The 25,676-nt window shown below is 54.4% G+C and carries 24 protein-coding genes; 14 read left to right on the top strand and 10 right to left on the bottom strand.

What is annotated here, in order from left to right; all coding sequences use genetic code 11:
- Window positions 1-50 precede the first annotated feature (50 nt).
- The gene (gene rplL, locus D7D48_RS02370) at window positions 51-422 is read left to right on the top strand and encodes a 50S ribosomal protein L7/L12 (RefSeq protein WP_125229774.1); all 372 of its coding nucleotides are present in this window, start codon (window positions 51-53) and stop codon (window positions 420-422) included.
- A gap of 126 nt (window positions 423-548) precedes the next feature.
- On the opposite strand, the gene D7D48_RS02365 is transcribed toward rplL, so the two are convergent.
- The 4 genes from D7D48_RS02365 to D7D48_RS02350 all read right to left on the bottom strand — a co-directional run bounded on the left by D7D48_RS02365 (window position 549) and on the right by D7D48_RS02350 (window position 4,902).
- Window positions 549-1,289 carry a class I SAM-dependent methyltransferase gene (locus tag D7D48_RS02365; RefSeq protein WP_425452510.1) on the bottom strand — a complete coding sequence of 247 codons (741 nt, stop codon included), beginning with the start codon at window positions 1,287-1,289 and terminating at the stop codon, window positions 549-551.
- Between the two features lie 4 nt (window positions 1,290-1,293).
- Window positions 1,294-1,758 (bottom strand): acyl-CoA thioesterase, encoded by a 465-nt coding sequence (locus D7D48_RS02360; protein ID WP_125229773.1) that lies wholly within the window; start codon window positions 1,756-1,758, stop codon window positions 1,294-1,296.
- 1 nt (window position 1,759) lies between these two features.
- On the bottom strand, window positions 1,760-2,971 hold the full coding sequence (locus D7D48_RS02355) for an LL-diaminopimelate aminotransferase (protein WP_125229772.1): 1,212 nt from the start codon (window positions 2,969-2,971) through the stop codon (window positions 1,760-1,762).
- A gap of 86 nt (window positions 2,972-3,057) precedes the next feature.
- Complete coding sequence (locus D7D48_RS02350; RefSeq protein WP_125229771.1) at window positions 3,058-4,902, bottom strand: DEAD/DEAH box helicase; 1,845 nt, start codon at window positions 4,900-4,902, stop codon at window positions 3,058-3,060.
- A 99-nt stretch (window positions 4,903-5,001) separates the two neighbouring features.
- Between D7D48_RS02350 and D7D48_RS02345 the strand changes: the two genes are divergently transcribed.
- From D7D48_RS02345 to D7D48_RS02305, 9 genes are all read left to right on the top strand, one after another.
- Window positions 5,002-6,642, top strand: coding sequence for a PHA/PHB synthase family protein (locus D7D48_RS02345; RefSeq protein ID WP_245964308.1), 1,641 nt, complete (start codon window positions 5,002-5,004; stop codon window positions 6,640-6,642).
- A 62-nt stretch (window positions 6,643-6,704) separates the two neighbouring features.
- Window positions 6,705-7,898: an acyl-CoA dehydrogenase family protein gene (locus D7D48_RS02340; RefSeq protein ID WP_125229769.1), complete on the top strand. Its 1,194-nt coding sequence runs from the start codon at window positions 6,705-6,707 to the stop codon at window positions 7,896-7,898.
- Between the two features lie 158 nt (window positions 7,899-8,056).
- Entirely contained in the window at window positions 8,057-9,196 is a 1,140-nt protein-coding gene (locus D7D48_RS02335) for an acyl-CoA dehydrogenase family protein (protein ID WP_125229768.1), read from the top strand.
- Between the two features lie 283 nt (window positions 9,197-9,479).
- Window positions 9,480-9,929: a phasin family protein gene (locus D7D48_RS02330; RefSeq protein WP_185739758.1), complete on the top strand. Its 450-nt coding sequence runs from the start codon at window positions 9,480-9,482 to the stop codon at window positions 9,927-9,929.
- Window positions 9,930-10,146: 217 nt separating this feature from the next.
- Window positions 10,147-10,476: an ATP-dependent Clp protease adapter ClpS gene (gene clpS, locus D7D48_RS02325; RefSeq protein ID WP_342769810.1), complete on the top strand. Its 330-nt coding sequence runs from the start codon at window positions 10,147-10,149 to the stop codon at window positions 10,474-10,476.
- A complete protein-coding gene (locus D7D48_RS02320) occupies window positions 10,473-11,201 on the top strand; it encodes an SDR family NAD(P)-dependent oxidoreductase (protein WP_125229765.1) in 729 nt (242 codons plus the stop codon). The genes clpS and D7D48_RS02320 overlap by 4 nt, the downstream gene beginning before the upstream one ends.
- On the top strand, window positions 11,201-11,803 hold the full coding sequence (locus tag D7D48_RS02315; protein WP_125229764.1) for a 2-hydroxychromene-2-carboxylate isomerase: 603 nt from the start codon (window positions 11,201-11,203) through the stop codon (window positions 11,801-11,803). Before D7D48_RS02320 ends, D7D48_RS02315 begins: the two co-directional genes overlap by 1 nt.
- Window positions 11,804-11,839: 36 nt before the next feature.
- Window positions 11,840-13,120 (top strand): UDP-N-acetylglucosamine 1-carboxyvinyltransferase, encoded by a 1,281-nt coding sequence (gene murA / locus D7D48_RS02310; RefSeq protein WP_125229763.1) that lies wholly within the window; start codon window positions 11,840-11,842, stop codon window positions 13,118-13,120.
- Between the two features lie 76 nt (window positions 13,121-13,196).
- Complete coding sequence (locus tag D7D48_RS02305; RefSeq protein ID WP_342769809.1) at window positions 13,197-13,829, top strand: LuxR C-terminal-related transcriptional regulator; 633 nt, start codon at window positions 13,197-13,199, stop codon at window positions 13,827-13,829.
- Window positions 13,830-13,947: 118 nt separating this feature from the next.
- Here D7D48_RS02305 and D7D48_RS02300 read toward each other — a convergent pair whose 3' ends face one another.
- The 5 genes from D7D48_RS02300 to D7D48_RS02280 form a co-directional block, all read right to left on the bottom strand.
- Window positions 13,948-14,175 carry a ribbon-helix-helix domain-containing protein gene (locus D7D48_RS02300; RefSeq protein ID WP_125229761.1) on the bottom strand — a complete coding sequence of 76 codons (228 nt, stop codon included), beginning with the start codon at window positions 14,173-14,175 and terminating at the stop codon, window positions 13,948-13,950.
- 278 nt (window positions 14,176-14,453) lie between these two features.
- The gene (gene phbB / locus D7D48_RS02295) at window positions 14,454-15,176 is read right to left on the bottom strand and encodes an acetoacetyl-CoA reductase (protein WP_125229760.1); all 723 of its coding nucleotides are present in this window, start codon (window positions 15,174-15,176) and stop codon (window positions 14,454-14,456) included.
- 107 nt (window positions 15,177-15,283) lie between these two features.
- Window positions 15,284-16,282, bottom strand: a complete 999-nt coding sequence (gene hemH, locus D7D48_RS02290; protein ID WP_125230840.1) for a ferrochelatase — start codon at window positions 16,280-16,282, stop codon at window positions 15,284-15,286.
- Window positions 16,282-18,558 (bottom strand): xanthine dehydrogenase family protein molybdopterin-binding subunit, encoded by a 2,277-nt coding sequence (locus D7D48_RS02285; RefSeq protein WP_125229759.1) that lies wholly within the window; start codon window positions 18,556-18,558, stop codon window positions 16,282-16,284. The genes hemH and D7D48_RS02285 overlap by 1 nt, the downstream gene beginning before the upstream one ends.
- Entirely contained in the window at window positions 18,555-19,529 is a 975-nt protein-coding gene (locus tag D7D48_RS02280; RefSeq protein WP_125229758.1) for an Mrp/NBP35 family ATP-binding protein, read from the bottom strand. Before D7D48_RS02280 ends, D7D48_RS02285 begins: the two co-directional genes overlap by 4 nt.
- Window positions 19,530-19,600: 71 nt before the next feature.
- Here D7D48_RS02280 and hflK point away from each other — a divergent pair, with 71 nt between their 5' ends.
- The 4 genes from hflK (at window position 19,601) to D7D48_RS02260 (ending at window position 24,422) form a co-directional block, all read left to right on the top strand.
- Window positions 19,601-20,719 (top strand): protease modulator HflK, encoded by a 1,119-nt coding sequence (hflK, locus tag D7D48_RS02275; protein WP_125229757.1) that lies wholly within the window; start codon window positions 19,601-19,603, stop codon window positions 20,717-20,719.
- Window positions 20,716-21,561, top strand: coding sequence for a protease modulator HflC (gene hflC / locus D7D48_RS02270; protein WP_125229756.1), 846 nt, complete (start codon window positions 20,716-20,718; stop codon window positions 21,559-21,561). The genes hflK and hflC overlap by 4 nt, the downstream gene beginning before the upstream one ends.
- Before the next feature lie 118 nt (window positions 21,562-21,679).
- On the top strand, window positions 21,680-23,176 hold the full coding sequence (locus D7D48_RS02265) for a trypsin-like peptidase domain-containing protein (RefSeq protein WP_245964306.1): 1,497 nt from the start codon (window positions 21,680-21,682) through the stop codon (window positions 23,174-23,176).
- 40 nt (window positions 23,177-23,216) lie between these two features.
- The gene (locus D7D48_RS02260; protein ID WP_125229754.1) at window positions 23,217-24,422 is read left to right on the top strand and encodes a M20 metallopeptidase family protein; all 1,206 of its coding nucleotides are present in this window, start codon (window positions 23,217-23,219) and stop codon (window positions 24,420-24,422) included.
- A gap of 1 nt (window position 24,423) precedes the next feature.
- Here the strand turns inward: D7D48_RS02260 and D7D48_RS02255 are convergent, their stop codons facing one another.
- Window positions 24,424-25,665: a dipeptidase gene (locus D7D48_RS02255; protein ID WP_125229753.1), complete on the bottom strand. Its 1,242-nt coding sequence runs from the start codon at window positions 25,663-25,665 to the stop codon at window positions 24,424-24,426.
- Between the last annotated feature and the right edge of the window lie 11 nt (window positions 25,666-25,676).

The raw sequence follows: 25,676 nt of genomic DNA, 5'->3' as shown, positions 1-25,676 counted from the left end.
CCATTTGGGCGAGCCCTACAGATATGACAGAAAATCGGAGTGTTATTTAAATGGCTGATATTGAAAAGCTTGTAGACCAACTTTCGGCTTTGACCGTTCTTGAAGCGGCTGACCTTGCAAAGGCTTTGGAAGAAAAGTGGGGCGTTAGCGCCGCTGCTGCTGTTGCTGTTGCTGGCCCTGCTGCCGCTGCTGCACCAGCTGCTGAAGAGCAGACTGAATTCGACGTTATCCTGACCGGCGACGGCGGAAACAAGATTGCAGTCATCAAGGAAGTTCGCGCAATCACCAACCTTGGTCTGACCGAAGCAAAGGCTCTTGTTGAGTCCGCGCCAAAGGCGATCAAGGAAGGCGTAAACAAGGCAGAAGCTGAAGACATCAAGGCGAAGATCCTTGCTGCTGGCGGAACCGTAGAACTGAAGTAATTCAGTCTCCCTTTCGGGGTATACAAAAGGGCGGTCTAGCAATAGGCCGCCCTTTTTTTGCAGAACGCGGGCGTCCACAATATCCGTGCCTGTGTTTGGCGGTGTTTTAGCTGGGCTAAAGAAATGTCAGGATTGCGGGTAGCGGCTAGCGCAGGTGCGGATCGCCGATGGTGCCGGCCGTGCGCCATTGACTTCAAACCGGGCAATATAGCCGCCAAGGTTCAATTCCTCGGTAAAGCCCGTCAGTCGATAACCGACCGACTCAAATTCACAGAATAACAGCTTTGGGGGAATGCCATGCTGGTGAGTCGCCCGGTCGCGGTCGACGACAATCACTTGCCCGCCTTTTGCCAGCGCAGGCCGCATCCTCCACAGAAAGGCGTAAGGCTGTTTAATCTCATGATACATATGCACCATGAATATCCGGTCAAAGCTATTCTCCGGCAGGCGGGGATCATCCATCGCCCCTTCCTTGATGGCAACATTGTCGAGCTGTTCACGGGTAACGCGCTCCCCAAGGCGGTCCAGCGCGCCGCGATTAATGTCCTGTGCCAAGACGCGGCCTTTCGGGCCAACGCGGTCGGCAAGACGTATGGTGTAATAGCCTTCGCCGGCACCAATATCGGCAACAGTGGTCCCCAACTGAACACCCGCCCAGTCCATGACATATTCGGCTTCGCCCGCTTGGTCACGTGCCGCTTCGGTTGAAAATTCGGTGTCACCAATCGCCGATACCGTGCGTTCAGGGCGTGGAAATTCCATCACGGGTGCATTTTGTGCGTCGGCCCCGCTTTGTTGGCAACCGCCGATGAGCATCAACGCCAGCGTTAGTAGAATAATCTTAGGGGGCGTGGCATGGCGAGCCAACGCGTCAACCCTCAGCCAGCGCAGTCGGCTTGTTGGTTGCCTGGCTGTCGAATGCCGTAAAAACACCCTTCACCCAATCGGGCAAAGGGATGGGACGATGTACGTCAAGATCCACATGCACGCTGACCAAGTCTACCGTTGCGCGTAAATCATCCGAACCATCTTCGGTCAGACCGTGAATTTCAACCAACTGCGTCATGCTGGTGCGTCCCGTTGCAATAGTCCTCGCCATGACTTCAATCATCTCATCGGGCTTAATCGGCGCAAACCATGTGACGGTGGCTTTCTTGACATGGAATTCCATCGGTGCACCATCGGCATAGTCGCGAAACTTCACGGCGCGCCAATATTCGGTAATCGCAATATCCGCATAATCGAGATATCGGGCGTTGAACACGACCCCTTGCGCATCGGTCTCCGACCAGCGCACGCGGAAGCTATGATGAAAAGCAAACTCGCCGCGTGCCATGTCAGATCGCCTTGGACTGCGCAGGGGTGTTCACACCCATGGATTGCAAATAGCGTTTCACATTGCGGGCCGCCTGTCGCAAACGATGTTCATTTTCTACCATGGCAATGCGGACATAGCCTTCACCATCTTCGCCATAGCCAACGCCCGGCGCAACCGCGACCTTCGCCTCGGTCAGCAACTGCTTGGAAAATTCAAGGCTGCCCAAATGCGCCAACGCAGGTGGTAAAGGAGCCCAAGCAAACATCGATGCACGCGGCGGCGGAATGTCCCAGCCTGCCCGCCCAAAGGCCTCAACAAGGATATCGCGGCGTTTGTGGTAGAGCTGACGATTTTGCTCAACAATGTCTTGCGGTCCATTCAGCGCGGCACAAGCCGCTGCTTGAATGGGGGTGAAGGCGCCATAATCCAAATAGCTTTTCACCCGCGTCATCGCTGCAATCAAGTCACGGTTGCCTACGGCAAAACCAACGCGCCATCCGGCCATCGAATATGTTTTGGACAAGGACGTGAATTCGACCGCAACATCCTTGCCACCTTTGACTTGCAATATCGATGGTGTCGGGTTGCCGTCAAAATAGAGTTCGGAATATGCAAGGTCGGACAGGATCCAGACCTTATTCTCCTTAGCCCATGCAACCAGCCGTTCGTAAAAGGCCAAATCAACGGTCTCGGCGGTGGGATTTGACGGGTAATTTACGACCAATATCGACGGACGCGGCACGGTAAAAGCCATGGCACGCTCCAGCGATCGGAAATAATTTTCGTCGGGCGTGGTTGGCACCGAACGGATCGTTGCGCCTGCAATGATGAAACCAAAAGTGTGTATAGGGTAACTCGGATTCGGCGCCAGAACCACATCGCCCGGCGCAGTGATCGCCGTGGCGAGGCTTGCCAAACCTTCTTTGGACCCCATGGTCACGACAACTTCATGTTCAGGATCCACATCAACCCCGAAACGACGCCCATAATAATTCGCCTGTGCTTTGCGAAGTCCTGGAATTCCCTTAGACGCGGAATAGCCATGGGCATCCGGCTTCTGCGCCACTTCGCACAGTTTTTCGATCACATGCGGTGGTGGCGGCAAATCAGGATTGCCCATGCCTAGGTCGATGATGTCCTCACCCGCGCCGCGCGCCGCCGCACGCATCGCATTGACTTCAGCGATGACATAGGGCGGCAGGCGTTTAATGCGGTAGAATTCTTCGGACATAAGTTCCCGTTTCGGGTTGGTTAATGCAAGACCGCCCTCATGCGCGAAGTTTTACCGCATTTCCAGAAAAACTATATGCGCATAAACTAACGCGGGCGGTTCCCTTTGGCCTTGTGCTTCACACCATGTTTTGATGGGGGTGGGCCATCCTTACGGAATGGACGTGCGCCGTCACGGCTTGAACCACTGCCACGTTGTCCGTCTCCACGGAAGTTACCGCCGCGGGGTGGACCGTCACCACGTGGTGGACCATCGCCCCGTGAATTAACACCAAGCTGCGCACGTTGCGGACGATCGCCATCGCGGCCCCTGCGCTTGTTTTCGCGGGCGGCTTCCCTTGGCGGGCCATTGGCCTGGATGATTTCGACGTCATTGTCCTCGTCATGTCCCGGCTGTGCTATCGACTTTGCGAATTTGGCGACAGCAGCAGCTGCAATCCCAACATGCGTTTCATTCGCGGCAATCCGGATGGCACCAATGTCGTTCTTGGTCACGCCGCCACGGCGGCACAATAATGGCAAAATCCATTTGGGATCTGCATTGTTGCGGCGACCGACATTCAGCTTGAACCAGACCGAATCATCAAACCCGGCGCGATGGTCGTCGCGTTGACGTTCACGACTGCCGTCATCCAGCAAATCTTCGGCTTGCGGCATCTTGGCACGGTGCACGCGCACTAAAGCGGCAGCAATGTCTTCTGCTGACATGGTTTCGAGCAATCGGGCGCCCAGCGCGCGATCTTCGTCCTCAACCTCAACTGGCGTCAAAAGCGTTTCAAGTAGGCGTTCATGATCCTTCGCACGGATATCCGCCGCAGTTGGAACTTTGATCCAATCCGCCTCAATCTTCGCACCGCGCAGCATGGATTCCACACGCTTGCGGCGCTGATAGGGCACGATCAACACAGCAGTTCCCTTGCGACCTGCACGACCTGTACGGCCTGACCTGTGCTGAAGCCCCTCAGCATCGCGCGGCAACTCAACATGCACAACCAGCGAAAGGTTCGGCAAATCGATACCGCGTGCGGCGACATCTGTTGCCACACAAACGCGGGCACGGCGATCGCGCAAAGCCTGTAGCGCATGGTTACGTTCGGACTGTGAATGCTCTCCCGACAAAGCCACAACGTTAAAGCCGCGCTCGGTCAGGCTGGCATGCAAGCGACGCACATTTTCGCGGGTGGCGCAGAACAAAATAGCCGTCTCCGCCTCGTGCAAACGCAGCAGGTTCACAACGGCGTTTTCAATGTCCGGCGGGGCAACCGTGACCACTTGATAGCTGATGTCGCCATGGCCGCGGTCTTCGCCAACGGTCGAAATGCGCAACGCATCGCGCTGATACCGTTTTGCCAACGAAACAATCGGTTTTGGCATGGTCGCCGAGAACAACAACGTCCGACGCTCGTCCGGTGTTGCGTTCAAAATTTCTTCAAGTTCCTCGCGGAAACCCATGTCGAGCATTTCGTCGGCTTCATCAAGGATTGCGACCTTCAACGCCGATAGGTCAAGTGCGCCGCGCTCCAAATGGTCACGCAGCCGTCCAGGGGTGCCGACAACAATTTGCGCGCCTTGGTTCAATGTGCGCCGTTCTTTCGATGCATCCATTCCGCCAACGCAGGTCGCAATACGCACGCCTGCTTTGCCATAGAGCCACATCAATTCGCGGCTCACTTGTAAAGCAAGCTCGCGGGTCGGGGCAATTATGAGCGCAGCAGGTTCGCGTGCAAGGCTAACCATCCCACCATCAAGGATTTGCGGTGCCATAGCGAGGCCAAAGGCCACGGTCTTGCCTGAGCCGGTTTGTGCCGACACGACGAGGTCGCGTCCGACAGCTTCCTCTGTAATTACAGCGTCTTGAACGGGGGTCAGCGTGGTATATCCACGCGCGGTGAGCGCTTCATCGAGAAGCGGGGGAATGTTTTCAAATGTCATTATCCCGCGCCTTTGCGCTCTTTTTAATCAAATGTCCACGCTGCGCCGCACAACAAAACAATCTTCGACAATTTCATTTGCTTTGATATGCCTGTCGCTATGGCCGACTCATCTGAATTCCCGCCTTTTATGGACCCCACGCAGTTCATGAAGTTGTTCGCGCCAACGGGTGCGACGACGACAGATCCGTTAGTGGCCTATCGCGCGGCGTTGGATGCCTGGGGAACCGTGTTGGAACCGCTGGCGAAAGCGGGTCGAGACAAGGTCGATACAACAGATCGCCGTTTTGCTGCGCCACAATGGGAACATCCTGTATTCGACTTGGTCCGTCAAAGCTATCAGGTCATGTCCGAACATATGTTGGCCGCAGTTGATCAATTGGATGGCTTGCCCGAACATGACAAAGCAAAAATGGGCTTTGCGCTGCGTAGCATCCTTGACGCGATGAGCCCTGCAAATTCGCCTTTTACTAACCCCGTTGCACTGGAGCGCGCTTTGGAGACCCAGGGCGCTAGCCTGATGTCAGGGATGCAACATTTGTTGCAGGATATGCAGCGGGGGCAGTTAACACACACCGACCCTAACGCATTTACACTTGGCGAAAACATCGCATCAACGCCGGGCAAGGTCGTGCATCAAACGCCTTTGTATCAACTCATTCAATATGACCCGACCACCGAAAATGTGCTGGAAACGCCGCTCATTATTTTCCCGCCATGGATTAACCGCTTTTATATTCTCGACCTGACGGCAGAAAAAAGCTTCATCAAGTATTGCGTCGACCAAGGCATCACAGTTTTTGTTGTGTCTTGGAAATCGGCAGACGCTTCGATGAAGGATGTCATTTGGGATGATTATATCGCGGCGCAAATCGACGCAATTGATACCGTATGCAGTGCCCTTGATGTACCTGATGTCCATACGATTGGTTATTGTGTTGCAGGCACGACCTTAGCGGCAACACTCGCGGTCCTCGCAGCAACCGACGCTGCGCACAAAGTTCGTAGCGCGACCTTTTTTACCGCACAGGTCGATTTCAGTTCTAGCGGCGAACTTTTGCATTTTGTCGATGATCATCAAATTGCGATGACGGACGCTCTGAGTGCTCCACAGGGTTATTTGGATGGCCGCTTCCTCGCGCTAACCTTCAACATGCTGCGCGGTAAGGATTTGATATGGTCCACTGTCGTCAAAAACTATCTGCTGGGCGAAGACTATCCCGCGTTCGATTTGTTGCATTGGAATGGCGACGTCACCAACCTGCCGGCCAAATGGCACCGCAGCTATCTTGTCGACCTCTACCGTGATAACCGTCTTGTAAAGCCAAATGATTTGTCGGTACTCGGCACCCCAATTGACCTGCGTCGTGTAAAAACGCCGACCTATATTCAAGCGGGCCGAGAGGACCATATTGCACCCGCTCAAAGCGTCTGGAAATTACAGTATCATTTCACTGGCCCCACCAAATTCGTGCTGGCGGGCAGCGGACATATTGCCGGTGTAGTCAATCCGCCCGCGCAAATGAAATATCAATATTGGACCAATAACGCCGCGCCGACCTCGCTCGCAGCATTCATTGAAGGTGCCACGGAGATCAAGGGTAGCTGGTGGCCCGATTGGCTTTCCTGGCTAACAGAGAAGGGCGACACACGCGTGCCAGCGACGGGGGGGCGCCAACCCGGCCATGGTCCTCTGAAGGCGCTAGAATCAGCCCCGGGTAGCTATGTGAAGGCACGATGAGATTCAGTTGACGTTTACGTAAACGTCGACTAGTTCAGATTCAGCTTTTTAGGAGAATCGTGATGCAACTCGAATTCAGCCCCGCAGAAATTGCCTTCCAGAAGGAAGTGCGCACATTCATCGCCGAAAATTACCCACAGAATCTCCGTTCAGTGCAGGATGAAGGGCATGATCTTTCGAAGGAAGATTTCTTGTCATGGCATCGCATTCTCGCCAAAAAGGGCTGGATCGCCCCTGCATGGCCCGTTGAATATGGCGGCATCGGTTGGACTGCAACTGAGCGTTTCATTTGGTCCGAAGAACTCGCAGCAGCAGACTGTGTTGGCACAATGCCTTTCGGCCTCTCGATGGTTGGCCCCGTGATTTACACATTCGGTACACCCGAACAGAAAGCCAAGTTCCTCCCTGGTATCTTGTCGGGCGATGACTGGTGGTGTCAGGGATATTCCGAACCTGGCGCGGGTTCCGACCTTGCATCTTTGCGCACAAAGGCCGTTCGTGACGGCGACCATTATGTCGTCAATGGCCAGAAAACCTGGACAACCATGGCGCAGCATGCCGATTGGGGCTTCTTCTTGGTGCGCACCGATCCCGATGCGAAGGCACAAGAGGGCATAAGCTTCCTATTGATCAACATGAAATCGCCCGGCGTGACCGTACGTCCAATCATCACCTTGGGCGGCGAGCATGAAGTTAACGAGGTTTGGTTAGAAGACGTTCGCGTGCCCGTTGAAAATCGCGTTTATGAAGAAAACAAGGGTTGGACCTGCGCCAAGTTCCTATTGGCGCATGAGCGCACCGGTATTGCTGCTGTTGCGCGTTCCAAGCGCGGCGTGGAAAAGATTAAGGCGATTGCCCGCACAGAACAGGATGGCGACCGCCCGTTGATTGCCAACCCGTTTTTCAAACGCAAGATTTCAGAACTTGAAATTGATTTGACCGCGCTTGAATTCACCGAATTGCGCAGCCTTGCTGGTGAAGCAGCCGGTAAGGGCCCCGGCCCTGAATCCAGCTTGCTGAAAATCAAGGGCTCAGAAATCCAACAGCGTATTACTGAACTCGCATTGGAAGCAGTTGGCCATTATGGCGCGCCTTATTTCCGTGGCTTTGGCGAAGGCGACAATGAACACCCGATCGGTCCAGATTACGCACACCGCGCTGCACCGACCTATTTCAACACCCGTAAGACGACGATTTACGGTGGATCGAACGAGATTCAACGCAACATCATCGCCAAGTTGGTATTGGGAATTTAATCCCGCCTAGAAACATAAACTGTGTCACCCCCGGAGCCAAAGGCGTGCAAAGCACATTTGGTCGGGGGTATATGGTCTGATCTCTTGTTCAAAAACATCAATCAGACCATGACTTCCCGCTACTGCGGGAATGACAAAAATCTTGAGAGAGGCCGATAATGGATTTCAGCTACACCGAAACGCAGGACATGATCCGCGAAACATTAAGCCGTTTTTTGGCGGACACCTATGACTTCGATAGCCGCAGCAAGATGATTGCCAGCGGTACGGGACGTGACCCCGCGATTTGGAAGGCACTGGCGCAGGACCTCGGCATGTTGGGTGCATCCTTCAGCGAAGAACATGGCGGCCTTGGCGGCGGCTATCTCGAAAACGCATTGATCATGGAAGAGCTGGGCAAGGTCATCGCGATTGAGCCGTATCTCCAGACCGTCGTGCTTGGCGGCGGCGCGTTAAAGGCCGTCGGCGGCGCCGTGGCAGATGCTGTCATTCCAGAAATCATCAATGGCAATGTCATCATTGCCTTTGCTTATGCTGAACCACAGGGCCGTTATAACCTCGCCAATATCCGTACGACCGCGAAGAAGGACGGCGCAGGCTATGTTCTGAACGGCCATAAAGGTGTCGTGTACGCCGCACCATGGGCAACGCATTTGCTGGTCACCGCACGGACAGGCGGCGCGACCACCGATGTAAACGGCGTGTCCTTGTTCCTGATTGACGCCAATGCAAGGGGCATTGTCCGCCGCGATTACCCAACAGTGGATGGCTTCCAGGCGTCTGAAATATATTTCGAAAACGTCGCCATTCCTGCTGACGCGTTGCTGGGTGATGAAGGCGCGGGTTTGCCACTTATCGAGCGTATTGTTGATGAAGCAACGGTTGCCGTCTGCGCTGAATCCTGCGGCGTGACCGCAAAGCTACATCAAGGCACTTTGGAATATGCGCGTCAGCGCAACCAATTTGGTCAGCCGATCTCACGCTTCCAAGTGCTTCAGCACCGCATGGTCGACATGTTCATGGAGGTTGAGCAATCAAAGTCCATGACCACGATGGCTACACTTAAGCTCGATCTACCGGCGGCCGAACGGATGGCCGCGGTATCTGCATGTAAGGCGAAGGTGTCGCGGTCGGCAAAGTTTGTCGGGCAAAGCGCCATTCAAACGCATGGCGGCATTGGCATCACGCAAGAGCTGGCCATTGGCCATTTCTTTAAGCGGGCGACAATGATTGAAAACCAATTCGGCTCTGCGGATCACCATTATGAGCGCTTTGAACGTCTAACTTTGGCGGATTAAGCTGCTCAAACTGATTTTTGTGCACTGCACCATTTTTTGTTGACATAGTTTGCATTTGCATTTATTGTGCAGTGCAACACAACAGAAATGGTGCGTACACATGACTGCTAAGACAGAAACAAACACGCCTGCGAAAACTGCCAAAGTTGCGGTTTCAAAGCGTGTAGCTGTGAAAGCTGCTCCAAGCACCGTTGTGAAGACCAAGGTGGAAACACCTTTTGCTTCGCCGGCCCTAAAAACCGTGTCTGTTGAAACAACACCGATTGCTCAAGGAGTATCAAAAATGACTGACACTGTTAAAGCCACTGCAGAAAAAACTGCTGAAAAGGCAACCGAGTTTTTCGCTGACGTCCGCGAAAAGGCAACCGAGGCTGCCGAAAAGGGCAAAAAGTTTGCTGCTGAAGCCGTTGAATTCAATAAAGCCAATGTGGAAGCCGTTTTCGAAGCTGGCAAGATTGTTGCCAAGGGCGCTCAGGAAATTGGCAAGACCAACATGGAATTTGCCAAAAAGAATTTCGAAGAAGTCCAAGTTGCCGTGAAGGAACTGACTTCGGTCAAGTCGCCAACCGATTTCGTTAAGCTTCAGGGTGAATTGGCGCGTAAGGGCTTCGATACTGCTGTTGCGCAGGGTTCGAAGAACACTGAAGCGGTGGTCAAGCTGGTCAGCGAAATGTTCCAACCAATCTCGAACCGCATCGCGGCGACGACTGAACTCTTCAAGAAAGCTGCATAAGCTTTCGAACGATATTGCGCCGGTGGGTCTCGCACCTGCCTCCCTCTCTCTCCTCCTTTTGGCGGCAGGAAGTCGAGATCATCCGGTGCAATTCCATAAAGCAACCGTCCTTTCCGTTAAGGAAAGGGCGGTTTCTTTTTGGCGGATAAGAATACATCGCAAACGGGACTTGCGGAGTCCCCCTCCCCTATCCTATTTTAGCTTTATGCAAATATTGATGGCGCAAGACGATGACGATAAAAATGGCGGTCGCCCCGGGGTTGGCCTTGCTACGCGCACGCGTCCTAAAACACAAAAGCCAAGCCTATATAAAGTGCTGCTGCTGAACGACGATTACACACCGATGGAATTTGTCGTCCATGTCCTCAAAGCGTTTTTTCAGATGGACACGGATCAGGCGACGCGTGTGATGTTGCATGTCCACCAAAAAGGCGTCGGCGTCTGCGGCATTTTTACATATGAAGTTGCAGAAACGAAAGTCACGCAAGTGATGGATTTCGCGCAAAAGAACCAGCATCCGCTCCAATGCACGCTTGAGAAAGATTGAGTAAGGCAGCTCTAATCGTCGGCGCAGGTGACGCCACAGGCGGCGCAATCGCGAAGGCATTTGCGCGCGAAGGCTATGTTGCTTGCGTCAACCGCCGTGCACGTAACGCCGACCAACTGGAAGCGCTCGCCCAATCAATACGCGCAGAAGGTTATCAAGCCCAAGCTTACCCTGCCGACGCCCGTATAGAAGACGAAGTTGTCGCAATGGTCGATGCGATTGAACGCGACGTCGGGCCAATTGAAGTGGCCGTCTTTAATATCGGTGCGAACGTAAACTTCTCAATCCTCGATATGACCGCGCAAGTGTACCGCAAGGTATGGGAAATGGCTGCATTTGCTGGCTTCCTAATGGGTCGTGAGGCCGCGCGCAGAATGGTTGCGCGTCAATCGGGCACCATCATTTTCACAGGCGCAACGGCAAGTATGCGCGGTGGCAAAGGCTTCTCAGCCTTTTCCGGCGCAAAAGGCGCGCTGCGGATGCTCGCCCAGTCCATGGCCCGTGAACTGGGCCCGCAAAATATTCACGTCGCCCACGTCATTATTGACGGCGGCATCGATACCGCTTTCATCCGCGGTATCCGGTCAGATTTCGAGGCTGCAAAAGCAGCAGACGGCATATTGTCGCCCGACGCGATTGCGCTGCAATATGTCGCCTTGCACCAGCAACACCGCAGCGCATGGACGCATGAATTGGATTTGCGTCCTTGGACGGAGAGTTTCTAATGACAAATCGCGTTGAATTTCTTTTCGATTTTGGCGGACCGAATAGCTATTTGGCTTACAAAATGTTGCCAGGCCTTTGCGCCCGAACCGGCGCAGAAATTGTGTATGTGCCCATCCTGCTCGGTGGTTTGTTCAAGCTTACCAATAATCAGGCGCCAATGATGCGCTATGCCGAAACGCCCGCCAAACAAAAATATGAAATGCTGGAATTCCAACGCTTCGTAAAAGCGCACGGGATACCGTTTAACATGAACCCTCGTTTTCCTCTCAACACACTACACGTGATGCGCGGTGCAGTTGCAGCACAGCGGCTGGACTGCTTAGTACCTTATGTGGACGCCGTCATGACGGCGATGTGGCATGACACAGCGGACTTGGGCGATCTGAATGTTGTGCGCGATATTCTCGACAAGGCTAACCTCGACAGCGCAGCTTTGCTTGCCTTGGCCGAAGATCCCGAGGTGAAGGCGGAACTGATGGCGAATACCGAAGCTGCCGCAAAGCGCGGTGCATTTGGCGTGCCGACCTTCTTTGTGGGTGACGAGATGTTCTGGGGTAAGGAACGGCTCGGGCAGGTTGAGGCGGCACTTACCAAATCCTAAGTTGCGCCGCCTCCAATTCCCGCTAAATACACTGCGATGGATAAGATAATCGTACGTGGCGGCAACGCCCTAAAAGGCAAAATTCCCATTTCAGGTGCGAAGAATAGCGCATTGACGCTGATCCCCTGCGCGCTGCTGACGGATGAACCACTGACTTTGCGTAATTTACCGCGCTTGGCTGACATTGACGGCTTTCAGCATCTGATGAACCAGTTCGGTATTTCGACAACAGTTGCAGGGTCGCGTCCCGAAGATTTCGGCCGCGTAATGACTCTGGAAGCGACGCGGATTACCAGCAATGTCGCGCCTTACGACCTTGTCCGCAAAATGCGCGCCTCTATCCTGGTGCTTGGCCCAATGCTGGCGCGCGCTGGTGAAGCAACCGTTTCTCTGCCGGGTGGATGTGCGATCGGCAACCGACCGATTGACCTTCACCTCAAGGCGCTTGAAGCCTTTGGCGTCGAGATTGAGGTGGCCGCTGGCTATGTCAAAGCCATTGCCAAAAAGGGCATTCCGGGCGGGACATATACTTTCCCCGTCGTATCGGTAGGTGCGACGGAAAACGCCCTAATGGCCGCCAGCTTAGCCAAAGGTACATGCGTATTGCATAACGCCGCGCGCGAACCAGAAATTGTCGACCTGTGCAATCTGCTTGTCGCCATGGGCGCGCAAATTGAAGGCATCGGTACATCGGATTTGATCATTCAAGGCAGAGACCGCCTACATGGCGCAACCTACCGCGTAATGAGCGATCGTATTGAGGCAGGTAGTTATGCCTGTGCCGCCGCCATGACTGGCGGTGATGTAGAGTTGGTAGGTGCGAAGGCTAGCGAGATGGACGCAACGCTAGATGCTTTGCGTCAAGCGGGCGTGAAAGTCGAAGACACGGGAACGGGCATTCGCGTCTCTTCAGACGGAAAACTTAAACCGCTTACCATTTCCACGGCACCTTATCCCGGTTTTGCCACTGATATGCAGGCACAATTCATGGCAATGCTCTGTATGGCAGATGGTGCTAGCGTGCTCACCGAGACCATATTTGAAAACCGCTATATGCACGTGCCCGAACTCAACCGAATGGGCGCGCATATCGAAACCAAGGGCCGAACGGCGATTGTTCATGGTGTCAAAAAGCTTACAGGTGCGCCGGTCATGGCAACCGACCTGCGGGCATCCATGAGCCTTGTAATCGCGGGATTGGTAGCAGAAGGCGAAACGCATGTTAGCCGGCTCTATCATCTTGACCGGGGATATGAACGGCTTGAGGAAAAGCTTCAGTTGGTCGGCGCGGACGTTGAGCGCGTCGGCGCAGAATGATACGAAACCCTGCATATTGATAGATTTTGAGTAGGAACGGTTGCCAATGGCCGTTTTCTACAGTATTAATCCCTAAGTGACAAAAAAAGTTTTCCTGAATTCCACGTCTTCTAATCGACATCCTGTGTTGGAGTCGATTCGCTTTAGCCCAATTGCAACAGTTGTTAGCGACCCCACACAGGCAGATAATCCTCTGATTGCGGTTAACGATGCTTTTTGCGCGCTGACAGGATATTCCGCGGCGGAATCAATTGGACGCAACTGCCGGTTTTTGCGCGGTCCCGACACCGAAAATGGTCAGACGGAGAAATTGCGATCCGCGGTTTATGGACAACGTCCTGCCTTGGCTGAACTTATTAACTACCGCAAAGACGGATCGCCCTTTCGCAATGCGGTTATGATTGCGCCATTATTTGATGATGAAGGAAAGCTGGAGCTTTTCGTTGGGTCGCAAATTGAGGTTCTGCCAGAAGAAGAGAGCATTGGGCTCGTGCGGCAACAACAAGCAGCACAAATTGTGGATCGTCTTTCACCACGCCAGCGCGAGATATTGCAGCAAATGGCGCGCGGTTTCCGTACAAAACAAATAGCCTACCGCCTTTCACTCAGTGAAAAAACGGTTCAAATGCACCGCATGTTGATGTTTAAAAAGCTTGCAACGTCAAATGCCGCTGACGCGGTAAGAATTGCCGTCGAAGCGGGCCTTTGATCAGACGTAACTGGTGTAAACCAGCGGCTAGTTTCGACCCTTCACATATAATAAGCCTATGACGCAGCCTTGAAAAAGCGGCGCCAAGAAACCCCATACATCGCGCAAGCGGCGGTTTTTATGCGCGCGCCATGAGCCAGAGGCGGATGGCGCTTGCAAGGCCACAGGGCGTTTGCGATTCCAACCGCGCGACATCAATCTGCGCGACCAAAGCATTAATCGGAAGGCCATCTGCCTCCGCCACACCGCGAAGACGGTCCCAAAACAATGGTTCAAGACTGATTGACGTCTGATGGCCGGCCACGGTCATGCTGCGTTTCACAGGCGGGTGATAAATATCGCTCATGTCTAGGGTCAGGACCTGTTAAAAACACCTTCGCGGCGTCAAAATGGCAAAGATATCGAGGTAAAATGTTCGCCGCAGGCAGTTATTCTGCCTGCAAGGGCATTTTGCCTCGAGATCGAAGCCATTTTGACGTCCTTCGGATTTGACCCATACTGTCCATTGCTGCGTTGGCAAGCTTGGACTTAGAACCACTAAGCCCTGCGCTTGCCGCCTTGCACTGAACAGTATGGCCTCAAACCGCGAAGGTGCATTTAATAGGTCCTGACCCTAAATTGTCATCAATACATATGCTGACCACCGTTGATCGACAGGGTCGATCCGGTGATGAAGCCAGCATTATCGCTTGTTAGAAATTCGACACCGCGTGCGATTTCTTCAGGCTGCCCAAGGCGACCGACAGGAATTTGCGCGACAATCTTCTCCATCACATTTTCAGGAATCGTCGACAGCATTTCCGTCCCAATATATCCTGGCGCGATGGCGTTAGCCGTTACGCCATGTCGTGCGCCCTCGGCCGCAAGGGATTTTGTAAAACCATGTATGCCTGATTTGGCTGCGGCATAGTTCACCTGACCAATTTGCCCACCTTGGCCGTTGACGGAACCAATATTAACAATGCGCCCCCATTTGCGCTCACGCATGCCCGTAAACACTGCTTTGGCCATGTTAAAGCAGCCCGTAAGGTCAACGCGAATTACCTCGTCCCATTGCTCAAAGGTCATTTTAACCATCGTGGCGTCCCGCGTAATGCCCGCATTGTTGACCATGATATCTATTTGGCCAAATTCAGCCTCAATAGCGGCACAGGTATCCATGCAACTTTTATGGTCGCCGACATCCCATTTGCGAACGGCAATGCCGGTACGCTCTGAAAAAGCCATGGCTGCAGCATCATTTCCGCCATAATTGGCGATAACCAGACGGCCCTTTTCTTGTAGTTTTAAGCTAATCGCTTCGCCAATGCCTCTGGTTCCGCCGGTAACCACTGCAATCCTTGTCATGCGCCGCTCTCCTCGCTCAATTCTTTACGATGATTACCGCGCACGTCGGCAAGCGCAAGTTGCCGTAAACGTTAGTCTAAAAAATTCATAACCTGCTGTATCAGATGTCAAATCCAGCCAGCAAGTTCGCGTCGGACGATGCGTTCCACCATGTCCATGCCGACATTGCTGTCGTTCAAGCATGGCATATAGGCGTAATGGGTGCCGCCAGCTTCTTCGAACTGCTCATGGCCCTGCATGGCCAATTCTTCCAGCGTTTCGAGGCAATCAACGGAGAAGCCTGGCGCAAAAATTGCGACCTTTTTGGTGCCTTCGCGCGCCAACCGCATTAGGGTGTCGTCCGTTGCGGGCTCAAGCCATTTGGCACGACCGAAACGTGACTGGAAACTGACAACCAATTCGCGCCCCATTGCCTCTGACAGCAAACGCGCCGTTTTCTGGCAATGGCAATGATAGGGGTCACCCAAGTGCAATGTGCGCTCTGGCATGCCGTGGAAGCTGATAACGATAGCTTCGGGTTCGAAATCAAGTCCAGCAAGCGACGCCTCAATCGACGTTTTCAGTGCACCAATATAGGCCCTATCATCATGATAGGCAGGTAGCGTCCGTATTGCGGGGTGCCAGCGCATCGCGGTCAATGCGGCATAGGCCTCATCCAAAACAGTCCCCGTCGTTGCGCCGGAATATTGCGGATACATCGGCGCAATCAAGATGCGGTTGCAGCCCGCGGTTTTCATGGCCGAAAGCTGGTCAGCGACCGATGGGTTGCCATAACGCATGGCGTAACGGACATCGGCACTATCGCCCATACGCGCCTGCAGCGCCTCAGCCTGTCCAGCCGTAAAAAATGCCAGAGGTGACCCCTTGTCTGTCCACACTTTTGCATAAGCTTTTGCAGATTTCTGCGGACGTGTATTCAAAATGATCCCGCGCAAGATTGGTTGCCAGATGATTGGTGGGATTTCGACGACGCGGCGGTCGGATAGAAACTGCTTAAGGTAGCGTTTCACGGCAGACGTCGTCGGCGCGTCGGGCGTACCCAAATTTACAAGCAATACGCCAATTTTTGGTGTGGCTACTTGGGGGTGGTCAATCGGTAATGTCATCATAGTCCTCTGGACAATAAGGGTAATTCGCGCAGCCTAATGCCGGCGGCGGAGAAAATGGCATTGGCAATAGCAGGCGCGACCGCGGGAACGCCCAATTCAGAAACGCCGCCCGGCGCTTCATCATTTCGCGCAAGTTCAACGGTGATTTCAGGCACATCTGCTAATTTGGGTAGATCGATATCGCGCAACCTCCTTGCGGTAGGTAGCCCGCTTTCAAAGTCCGTAGCGGATCCCAAGGCTTGCGCCAATCCAAACACGATGCCGCCTTCAATCTGCTGGCGCGCAAGGTCGGGGTTAATCAAGCGACCACAATCGGCCATGGCATGAATGCTGTCCACTCGCACGCCAGTCTCGCTATTGCTGGCAGTCACAATGACAGCGATATGACTACCGCGCATGCTGTGGCACGCAATGCCACGCCCGCTGCCCAAAACGCCGCCATTCGAGCCAACCATGTTAGCCACACCTGTGAGGCATTGCGCCAAACGTGGCTGCCCAGCCAGCATCTGCATACGGAACGACAATGGTTCAAGCCCTGCCTTATGCGCCAATTCATCGATAAATCCTTCGATGAAGAAACAATTATAGCTGTTGGCAAGGCCGCGCCATGGGCCCGTGGGCATGGGCATGGATACAGGAAAATGGTCGATTGTGACATTTGGTATCGCGTAAGGAATTTGTGCGCCTTCCAGCGCCAGCACATCATATTGACCGGATGCTGCCTTACGCGCCTCGTCCGTTGATTGTCCGTCTATCCGGTTGGCAAGCTCACGCATCGTGGATGCTGCGGCGACACGAACGGTTAAGCCCGTCACTGCGCCCTTCGCATTTATGGCCGCCGAAAGCCTTCCCAGTGCTGGACTGCGCACATGATCGCGAAGGAAATCTTCTGGACGTGACCATGTCAATTGAACAGGCCTGCCCACGGCCTTCGCAATCACCGCCACTTGCGCAGCTATGCTGTTATCGAAATTTCGATCAAAGCTACCACCCGCCATCATGGGATGATGCACGACATCATCCACACTAATTCCAATAGCTTTAGCAGCAGCTATACGCGCCGCTTGCGGCGCTTGGGTCGCGAACCACAATTGTAAGCGCCCATCCCGAAAGTCAGCTGTTGCCGAGCGTGTCTCAATCGGCGCGTGCACCGCAGCGCCCACGGTATAATCTGCCTTGAATATCCGCGCGCCTGTTTCCGGCGCCATGGCGCTATCAATATCCCCAAATGTGGTCGCGCGAAAACCAGGACCTTTGGCAATGGCATCAGACAAGGACTGTCCGATTTCCGTGCTATCTGCCATCCGGCCTTTGGTGCGGAACACAGGTGCCATGGCATCGAGGGCATTGTTTGCCGCCCACCAATTGCTTGCCACCGCCGCGACCCAGTTTTCGGTCTTAACCACCTGCAGGACACCACGAATATTCAGTCCCGCTTTCTCATCCGCAGACAAAAGTCTCGTGTTGCCTGCTGGACCGGCGCGAACCGACGCGAACACCATATCGGGCAAACGCACATCACCGGCAAAACTGACGCTGCCATCAACCTTGGCCGATAGATCAAGGCGCGGTGCATCGCGTCCCGACAGCCGGTTACGCGCCGAAGGGTTGAGCGGAATGGGCGACGGCAGATCAAGTGCCGATGCTTCCACCACCAATTCTGCAAAGGACAAGCGCCGTTGCCCGGCAATGACAAAACCACGTTCAGTCTCGCATTGCTCCCATGCAATACCCCATCGCGCTGCCGCTGCTTGACATAATAAAGTCCTCGCGGCTGCGCCAGCTTCGCGGCACGGTCTTTCGAACTGCCGGATAGAGGATGACCCACCTGTCACTACAAACATGTTACGACGAGCGATTTCGCTTATGCTGCGGGCAACGGGGCCAATATCCGCATCTATAGCGATGTTTTCTGATAAAAATGCAGGGGCCCATGCGCGCGCCAGCAATGTGTTGGCAAAGATCGGACTAGCGGAAACTGGCTGCACAGCAACCGAGCGCCAGTCCGCCCCCAACTCACCAGCGACAATTTGCGCCAGCGCGGTGTATACGCCTTGGCCAGACTCGCTTTGCGGGATAGCGACGATGACTTTGCCATCCTCCGCGATCTTGAGCCATGGACCAAAAACATGCTCGCCATCCGCAGCACGCATATTTGGCGCATAACGGCGCGGCCATAGCCCCCATGCAACCAAAAGTCCTACACCTGCGCCGCCGCCGACCAACAGCTTTCGGCGGCTTATGCCGTCCTTTGCCGCTGGCGCATCATTCATACGGCGTTGTCTTTCGGCGAATCAAGCCAAGTCGCCACCATTTGCGCAATTGCACCATAAGCGTCGCTGATTGGCCCCTCCCCCATTGCAGGCGGCGTTCCAGCATCGCTTTCAACGCGAATTTTGATGTCGAGTGGTATCCGTCCCAAGAACGGAATGCCCAATTCCTTCGCCGCCGCCTCGGCTCCACCGGAACCGAAAGGATCACTCATTTCCCCGCAATTCGGACACAGATACCCGGCCATGTTTTCAACCAGGCCAATAATCGGCACTTTTGCCGTATCAAAAAAGCTTATGGCGCGCATCGCGTCAATCAGGGCAAGGTCCTGCGGCGTCGATATAATCACGGCGCCGATCGGCTTGTGCTTCTGGATCATCGAAAGTTGAATATCACCAGTGCCGGGCGGCATATCAACGACGATGTCACGGACATTGTCCCATTTGGCATCGACAAGTTGCGACAGCGCATTACCCGCCATTGGCCCGCGCCACGCAATGGCTTGCCCCGGATTGACCAACTGCCCCATCGACAGGAATGGCACACCGCCTGCGCCCATCACCGGGATCATCATCTTGCCTTCAGCTTCCGGCTTCACGCCCTCCACACCCATCAATCTTGGTTGCGACGGACCATAAATATCTGCGTCTACCAGACCAACCGAACGGCCAGCGCGCGCCATGGCAATGGCAAGATTTGTCGACAGAGTAGATTTACCTACGCCGCCTTTGCCACTTGCCACCGCAATCAAGCGCGGCGTGATGCGTTCGGCGGTCAACATGACACGCACGGATTGCGCGCCCGCCTGCGTGGCTGCATTGCGGACATCGGCTTCAATTTCAGCACGCTGATTAGCATTTAAGCCAGACACGTCAAGCATCAGCGAGACTGCATTATCGGCGACTTTTAAACCACTGGCGCGGCTTCCTACGACAGCAGCGATAGCATCAGAAATTATGGTAAAATCAGACATAAGATGCCGAATAGATTCAGAATTGCGGGATTGACACTGTTTTTCTGAAAAACCGTTCCTATAAAGGTTTTATGAGCACCAAATTTGATAAGCAAGGACCCGTAATCTTGGCAGCAGATAACAAAGGCCCTTGGGATTCCCCGGATTCTGGGGATACAAGCGGCCCAAGCAACACAACGGGACGCGGCGGCGGATCGAAGCCCGACCCCGTGAATCCGTGGGATCCTACACCCGAACCCGGCGCACGGGCGCGTTCGCGCGGCCCATCGATTGAGGAACTACTGCGCAGAAAAGGCGGCGGATTTGGCGGATTACCGCAACGCCCAGACGGCAAAAGTTGGTTCCCGTTGATTATTGGCGCCTTGGTAGCATTGTGGATCGTCTGGACGAGCGTGCACCGGATTGGACCTGAACAAGAAGGTGTTGTGACACAATTGGGGAAATATTACCGCACAGTGAAGCCTGGGATCCAGTTCACTTTGCCTGCGCCACTGCAAAGCATCACGAAAATCGATACGCAACAAATTCAAACGACGTCTGTAGGCTCCCCAAAGGCAAGCAGCGAGAATTTAGTCCTAACAAAAGACCAAAGTATCATCGACATGGCCTATGACGTCCGCTGGTCAATTAAAGAACCGAAGCTGTATCTGTTTCAACTCGACAGCCCGCAGGAAACTGTCAAAGAAGTTGCGGAAAGCGCCATGCGCGCGGCGGTTGCGAATTTTGATCTAACACAAGCCATTGGCCCTGGCCGTGGCGAAATCGAACTTCAAGTGCGTAGTAGGATGCAACAGGTGCTCGATGAATATCGGGCGGGCGTGTTGATTCAGAGCATTTCGATCCGCCAGTCTGACCCGCCAGCCGAGGTTAATGACGCCTTCCGCGAAGTAAACGCGGCGCAACAACGGCGTGAAAGCTATCTGAACGATGCCCGCGCTTATGCCAGCCGCGTGACCGAGCTTGCCTTGGGTGAAACGGCAGAGTTTGATAAAATTTATGTGCAATATCGTGCCGCGCCTGAGGTTACCAAGCGCCGGTTATATTATGAAACCATGGAACAAGTGCTGGGTAAGGTTGACAAAACCATTGTCGAAACGGGCGGCGTAACGCCTTACCTTCCTATCCCCGAATTCCAGAAAAGAACGGCTCCAAAGGCCGAACCCGTGACCGTTACAGGGACCAAGAAATGACCAGCAACCTTCTTCGCAATCCGATTTATCTCGCGGTTGGCGCAATTGGCGCGCTCATCTTGATGAGCATGTCGGTGAACGTTGTTCCTGAAACGCAACAGGCCATTATCAGCAGCTATGGTAAGGTTGACCGGATTGTGAACCCGTATGAACCGGGCGAGGAGTTCGGCAGAACGCGCGCCGGGCTTACGTTCCGCATTCCTTTTGTCGAACAAATCCAAATGATCGACAAGCGCGTGTTGAGCGTCCAGATGGAGCAGCAGGAAGTGCTATCCACCGACCAGTTGCGGTTACAGGTCGATGCCTTCGCCCGTTTCCGTATTACCAAACCCGCAAAAATGTACCGAACCATCCGCACCGAAGATCGTCTGCGTGACCAATTGCGGACAATTTTGGGTTCATCGCTGCGTAACGAGCTTGGCAAGCGAACCTTTGCCGCATTGTTGAGCGCCGAGCGCGGCGAAGTCATGGAGAATATCCAGACCGCGTTAAACCGTGAAGCGCGCAAATATGGGGCCGAAGTTATTGACGTGCGCATCAAGCGCGCCGACTTGCCAGCGGCAACCTTACAATCGGCTTATAATCGTATGCGCAGCGCCCGAAATCAGGAAGCGATTGCCATTGACGCAGAAGGCCAAAAGGAAGCGCAAATTATCCGCGCTGACGCTGAGGCCGAAGCCGCCCGCATCTATGCAATAAGTTATGGTAAGGATCCCGCATTCTACGATTTCTACCGCGCGATGCAGAGCTATCGTCAGACATTCCAAAATGGTGAAGGTGCAAGTAATATCATCTTGTCACCGCAGAACGCCTATCTGGAAAAATTCCGTAAAGGCATTTAATTGACGGACACATAATGATGGCCAGTTGAAAGGCATCCATTCAATTGGTGTTCAGCTTTACCACGCCAAAGATGAACAAATTTTCAGGGCTATGTGCCCAATTGAATAGACGAGAGGAATGAAATCCGTGCGTTACGCTTATGCAGTTACCACCGCGCTTTTGATGGCTGGCGGCACAGTTGCTTTGGTGAACGGCAACCCCGTCACCGCGCAAACCGGCCTATCGGTCTCGGAACAAGCCAACCTTGCTCCCGGCGGCGCGCCGTCAAGTTTCGCGGATCTTGCCGCGCAATTGCAACCTGCGGTGGTCAACATCGCCACACGGCAAAAGGTGCAGGTCGCAACCAGCTTCAACCCTATGACGGGCGAACGCCGCCCTGTGACGCAAGAACAAGCAAGTGGCGGCTCAGGCTTTCTGATCTCGTCCGACGGCTACATCGTCACCAACAACCATGTTGTAGCTGGTGGCCCGACTGGTGACGCGGTAGACCGTGTGACCGTAACCCTTTTCGATGGTAAAGAATATCAGGCCGAAATAGTTGGTCGTGACCCATCATCGGACATTGCTTTGCTGAAGATCCGTGCATCGGGTCTGCCTTTTGTAAAAATGGTAGAATCGCAGAAAAGCCGCGTGGGCGATTGGGTGATCGCTATTGGTAACCCGCTTGGCCTCGGCAATACAGTGACCGCAGGGATCATATCGGCGCTTCAGCGTAATATCGGCGCTGGCGGCGCTTATGACCGCTTCATTCAAACCGACACCGCAATTAACCCAGGCAATTCGGGTGGCCCATTGTTCAACCTGAAGGGTGAGGTTGTCGGCATCAACAACCGCCTAATTTCACCTGTCGGCGCGAATATCGGTGTTGGCTTTGCCATTCCGGCCGAGGAAGCCATTCCGGTTATTGAGTCCCTGAAAAAGGGTGTTCGTCCTGAGCGTGGCTATCTTGGCATCAGCATTACGCCTGTGAGTGAGGATCTTGCCGACGCCCTTGGCCTTGAAAAGAATCGTGGCGAATTTGTCGCGCGTATTGTTGCAGGTGAGGCCGCCGATAAGGCTGGTCTGAAAGAAGGCGATATTGTGCTCCGCGTCAATGACCGCGAAGTGACGCCGGAAGAGACTTTGTCTTACATTGTTGCGAACATCAAACCCGGGACACGCATTCCCCTAGATATTTTGCGCGAAGGTAAGCCGATGAAGCTGACCGCAACGGTTGGCGCCCGTCCGCCCGAAGAGAAGCTAGCCCAACGCAACTTCAACCCGGAAGAGAATAAAGACTTCGACAAACAAACCGACACGCCCGATTCCAAGGTCATTCGTGATGCACTTGGGCTTAGCGTCATTCCGTTGGATGCCGAAATCGCACGAGCGCTCGGCCTAACGGCCGATGTAAAGGGCGTGGTCATCGACGTACCGGGCTCCGGCACTGGCGCGCAGGTCGGATTGCGGCGCGGTGATGTCATCGTGTCCGCAAATTACCGGGACTTGAACTCGGCCGCAGCACTAGCCGCTGCCGTTAGGGATGCACAAACGGCTGGTCGTGGCGCGATTTTGCTTGGCGTAAAGCGTCGCGGTGCGGCAACGCAATATGTGACCGTGCGTTTGGACAAGTAAAGACTGTTGTCGGTTGCGCCAGGCTGGTGCTAGTTAAGCTATGGACTTAATCAGCACCGACTGGCGCGCCGACGCCGAACATATCCTTCCCGACCTTATTGATCTGCGTCGCGCGATTCACGCCGAACCAGAATTAGGTCTGCAAAATCCAAAAACCTTGGCAAAAATAAAGGCCGCTCTCGCTGGCCTTCCGCTGGAGCTGCGTGAGGGGCCGTCAACCACTGGTCTCATAGCGACCCTCAAAGGCCCTGCCAATGGGCGTACGGTGCTTCTGCGTGGCGATATGGACGCCTTGCCACTGCATGAAGATACCGGACTTGAGTATAGCTCGCTCACCGATGGCGCGATGCATGCCTGTGGACATGACACCCATGTCGCAATGCTCGTTGGCGCGGCCAAGATGCTATGCGCCAAACGCGACCAATTGGCCGGTACCGTTCAATTCATGTTTCAGCCCGGCGAAGAGGGCCATCACGGCGCGCGCTTCATGCTGGATGACGGCCTGATTGATCCCTTGCCCGACGCCGCCTTTGCCTTGCACATCATGCCGAACGCACCGCGCGGCGTGTTTAGCGGACGAAGTGGGCCATTGATGGCATCGTCAGACGTGTTGACCATCACCGTCAAGGGCGCTGGCGGCCATGCCTCTATGCCGCACGATGCGATTGATCCCATCCCCGTCGCCTGCGAAATTGTGTCCGCCATTCAAACGATGGTCACACGCAAGATTTCGGTATTCAACCCGGCGGTCATCACCATCGCCAAGATATCGGCGGGCACGACCAACAACATAATTCCAGAAACCGCGCACTTGCTTGGCACCATTCGTACATTGTCGTCGCAGTCACGCGCACGGGTAGCCGAGGAACTGCACCGCCTTGCTCCCGGCATTGCCGCCGCCCATGGCTGCAGCGCTGAGGTTCATATTGAACAAGGCTTTCCGGTGACCATCTGCGATGACCGCGCCGTCCAATTCGGCAAAACAGTGGTCGAGGATATGTTCGGTCCCGAAAGCTGGATCACGCTCGATACACCCATCATGGGTGCGGAGGACTTTGCCTATGTCCTCGAAAAAGTTCCCGGCGCAATGTTCTTCCTTGGGGCGTCACATGAAGGCGACGACTGGCGTACATGCTGTGGCCTGCACTCAAACCGTATGGTCCTTGACGACAGCGTGATGGCGCGGGGTGCCGCCGTGCACGCCGATATTACGGAACGATATCTGGCCGAAGGATTTGCCGCCTAAACTATTTGCGCGCGGCTTTCTCGACTCCGCGCATCACGCGCAGGACATTGCCTTGGGCAATTTTGGCCAGGTCCGCCTTCGAATAGCCACGGCGGACGAGTTCTGCGAATAAGGCGGGATAGGTTGAAACATTTTCTAGGCCAACCGGCAATTCGTCCACGCCGCCAAAGTCACCGCCAATGCCGATATGGTCAATCCCTGCAACTCTGCGGATATGGTCAATATGATCGGCGACTTGCGCCAGCGTTGCCTTTGGTTGCGGGTTAGCGGCAATCCATGCGTCGAGAGCCGCCTTTTCGCCGACAGGATTTCCAGAAAATTCGGTCTTCGCGCGCCCTGCGACAGCCGAACGCTCAAATTCCCACTGACGCCGCTCGGCCGACGTAAATCCAGGGACGAAGGTCACCATCACCACGCCGCCATTTTGTGGCAAACGCTTCAGCACCGAATCTGGCACGTTGCGTGGGTGCGGCGTAATTGCGCGTGCATTGCTGTGGGTAAACAAGACGGGCGCCGTGCTCTTGTCCAACACATCGTGCATCGTTGCCTCTGACACATGGCTGATATCTGCAATCATGCCTAGACGGTTCATTTCGGCGAGAACTTCAAAACCAAAGGGCGACAATCCGTCATGCCTTGGCACGTCGGTTGCGCTGTCCGCCCAATCGGTGGTCAGGCTGTGTGTGAGGGTCATGTAACGCGCGCCAAGCGCATAAGTCTGCCGTAGGATTTCCAGCGAACCACCGATCGAATGCCCGCCTTCCATACCAATAAGCGACGCGATCTTGCCCTGTTTCATCGCCGCCTCAACCTCTGCCGCCGTTGCGGCATAGGTGAACGTATCCGGGTAGCGCGCCATCATCTGCCGCACGACATCGATTTGCTGAATTGTGCGCGTTACCGCCTCATGCTTAGGCAAAGCCGCAGCAACGTAGACCGACCAATATTGCCCGCCCAAATATCCGGCGCGCGCCATTTTTATATCAGTATGCGTTTTGGCGAGCACGTCCGCTGGCAAAGCAGCTAGATCAAACTTTGAAAAATCACGGTCAAACAACTCGGCAATTTGGTGCGGCGTGTCATTATGACCATCGATGATGGGCGATTTGGCCAGCACTTCGCGCGCGGTTTCCTCGGGCGTCGCGGCGGCGGCGGGCATTGCCATGGCCGCCAGCAGCGCCAAGGCTGGAAGACGTAAGAATTTACGTAGCTGAAAAGCTGCAACTTGATTTCTAACGTCCATGAAAGCCTCCA

This window comes from Sphingorhabdus wooponensis (genome assembly GCF_003933235.1).
In the GTDB taxonomy this organism is placed as follows: domain Bacteria; phylum Pseudomonadota; class Alphaproteobacteria; order Sphingomonadales; family Sphingomonadaceae; genus Sphingorhabdus_B; species Sphingorhabdus_B wooponensis.
The sequence above is the reverse complement of the archived record's forward strand: the minus strand, read 5'-3'. Positions and strand labels throughout refer to the sequence as shown.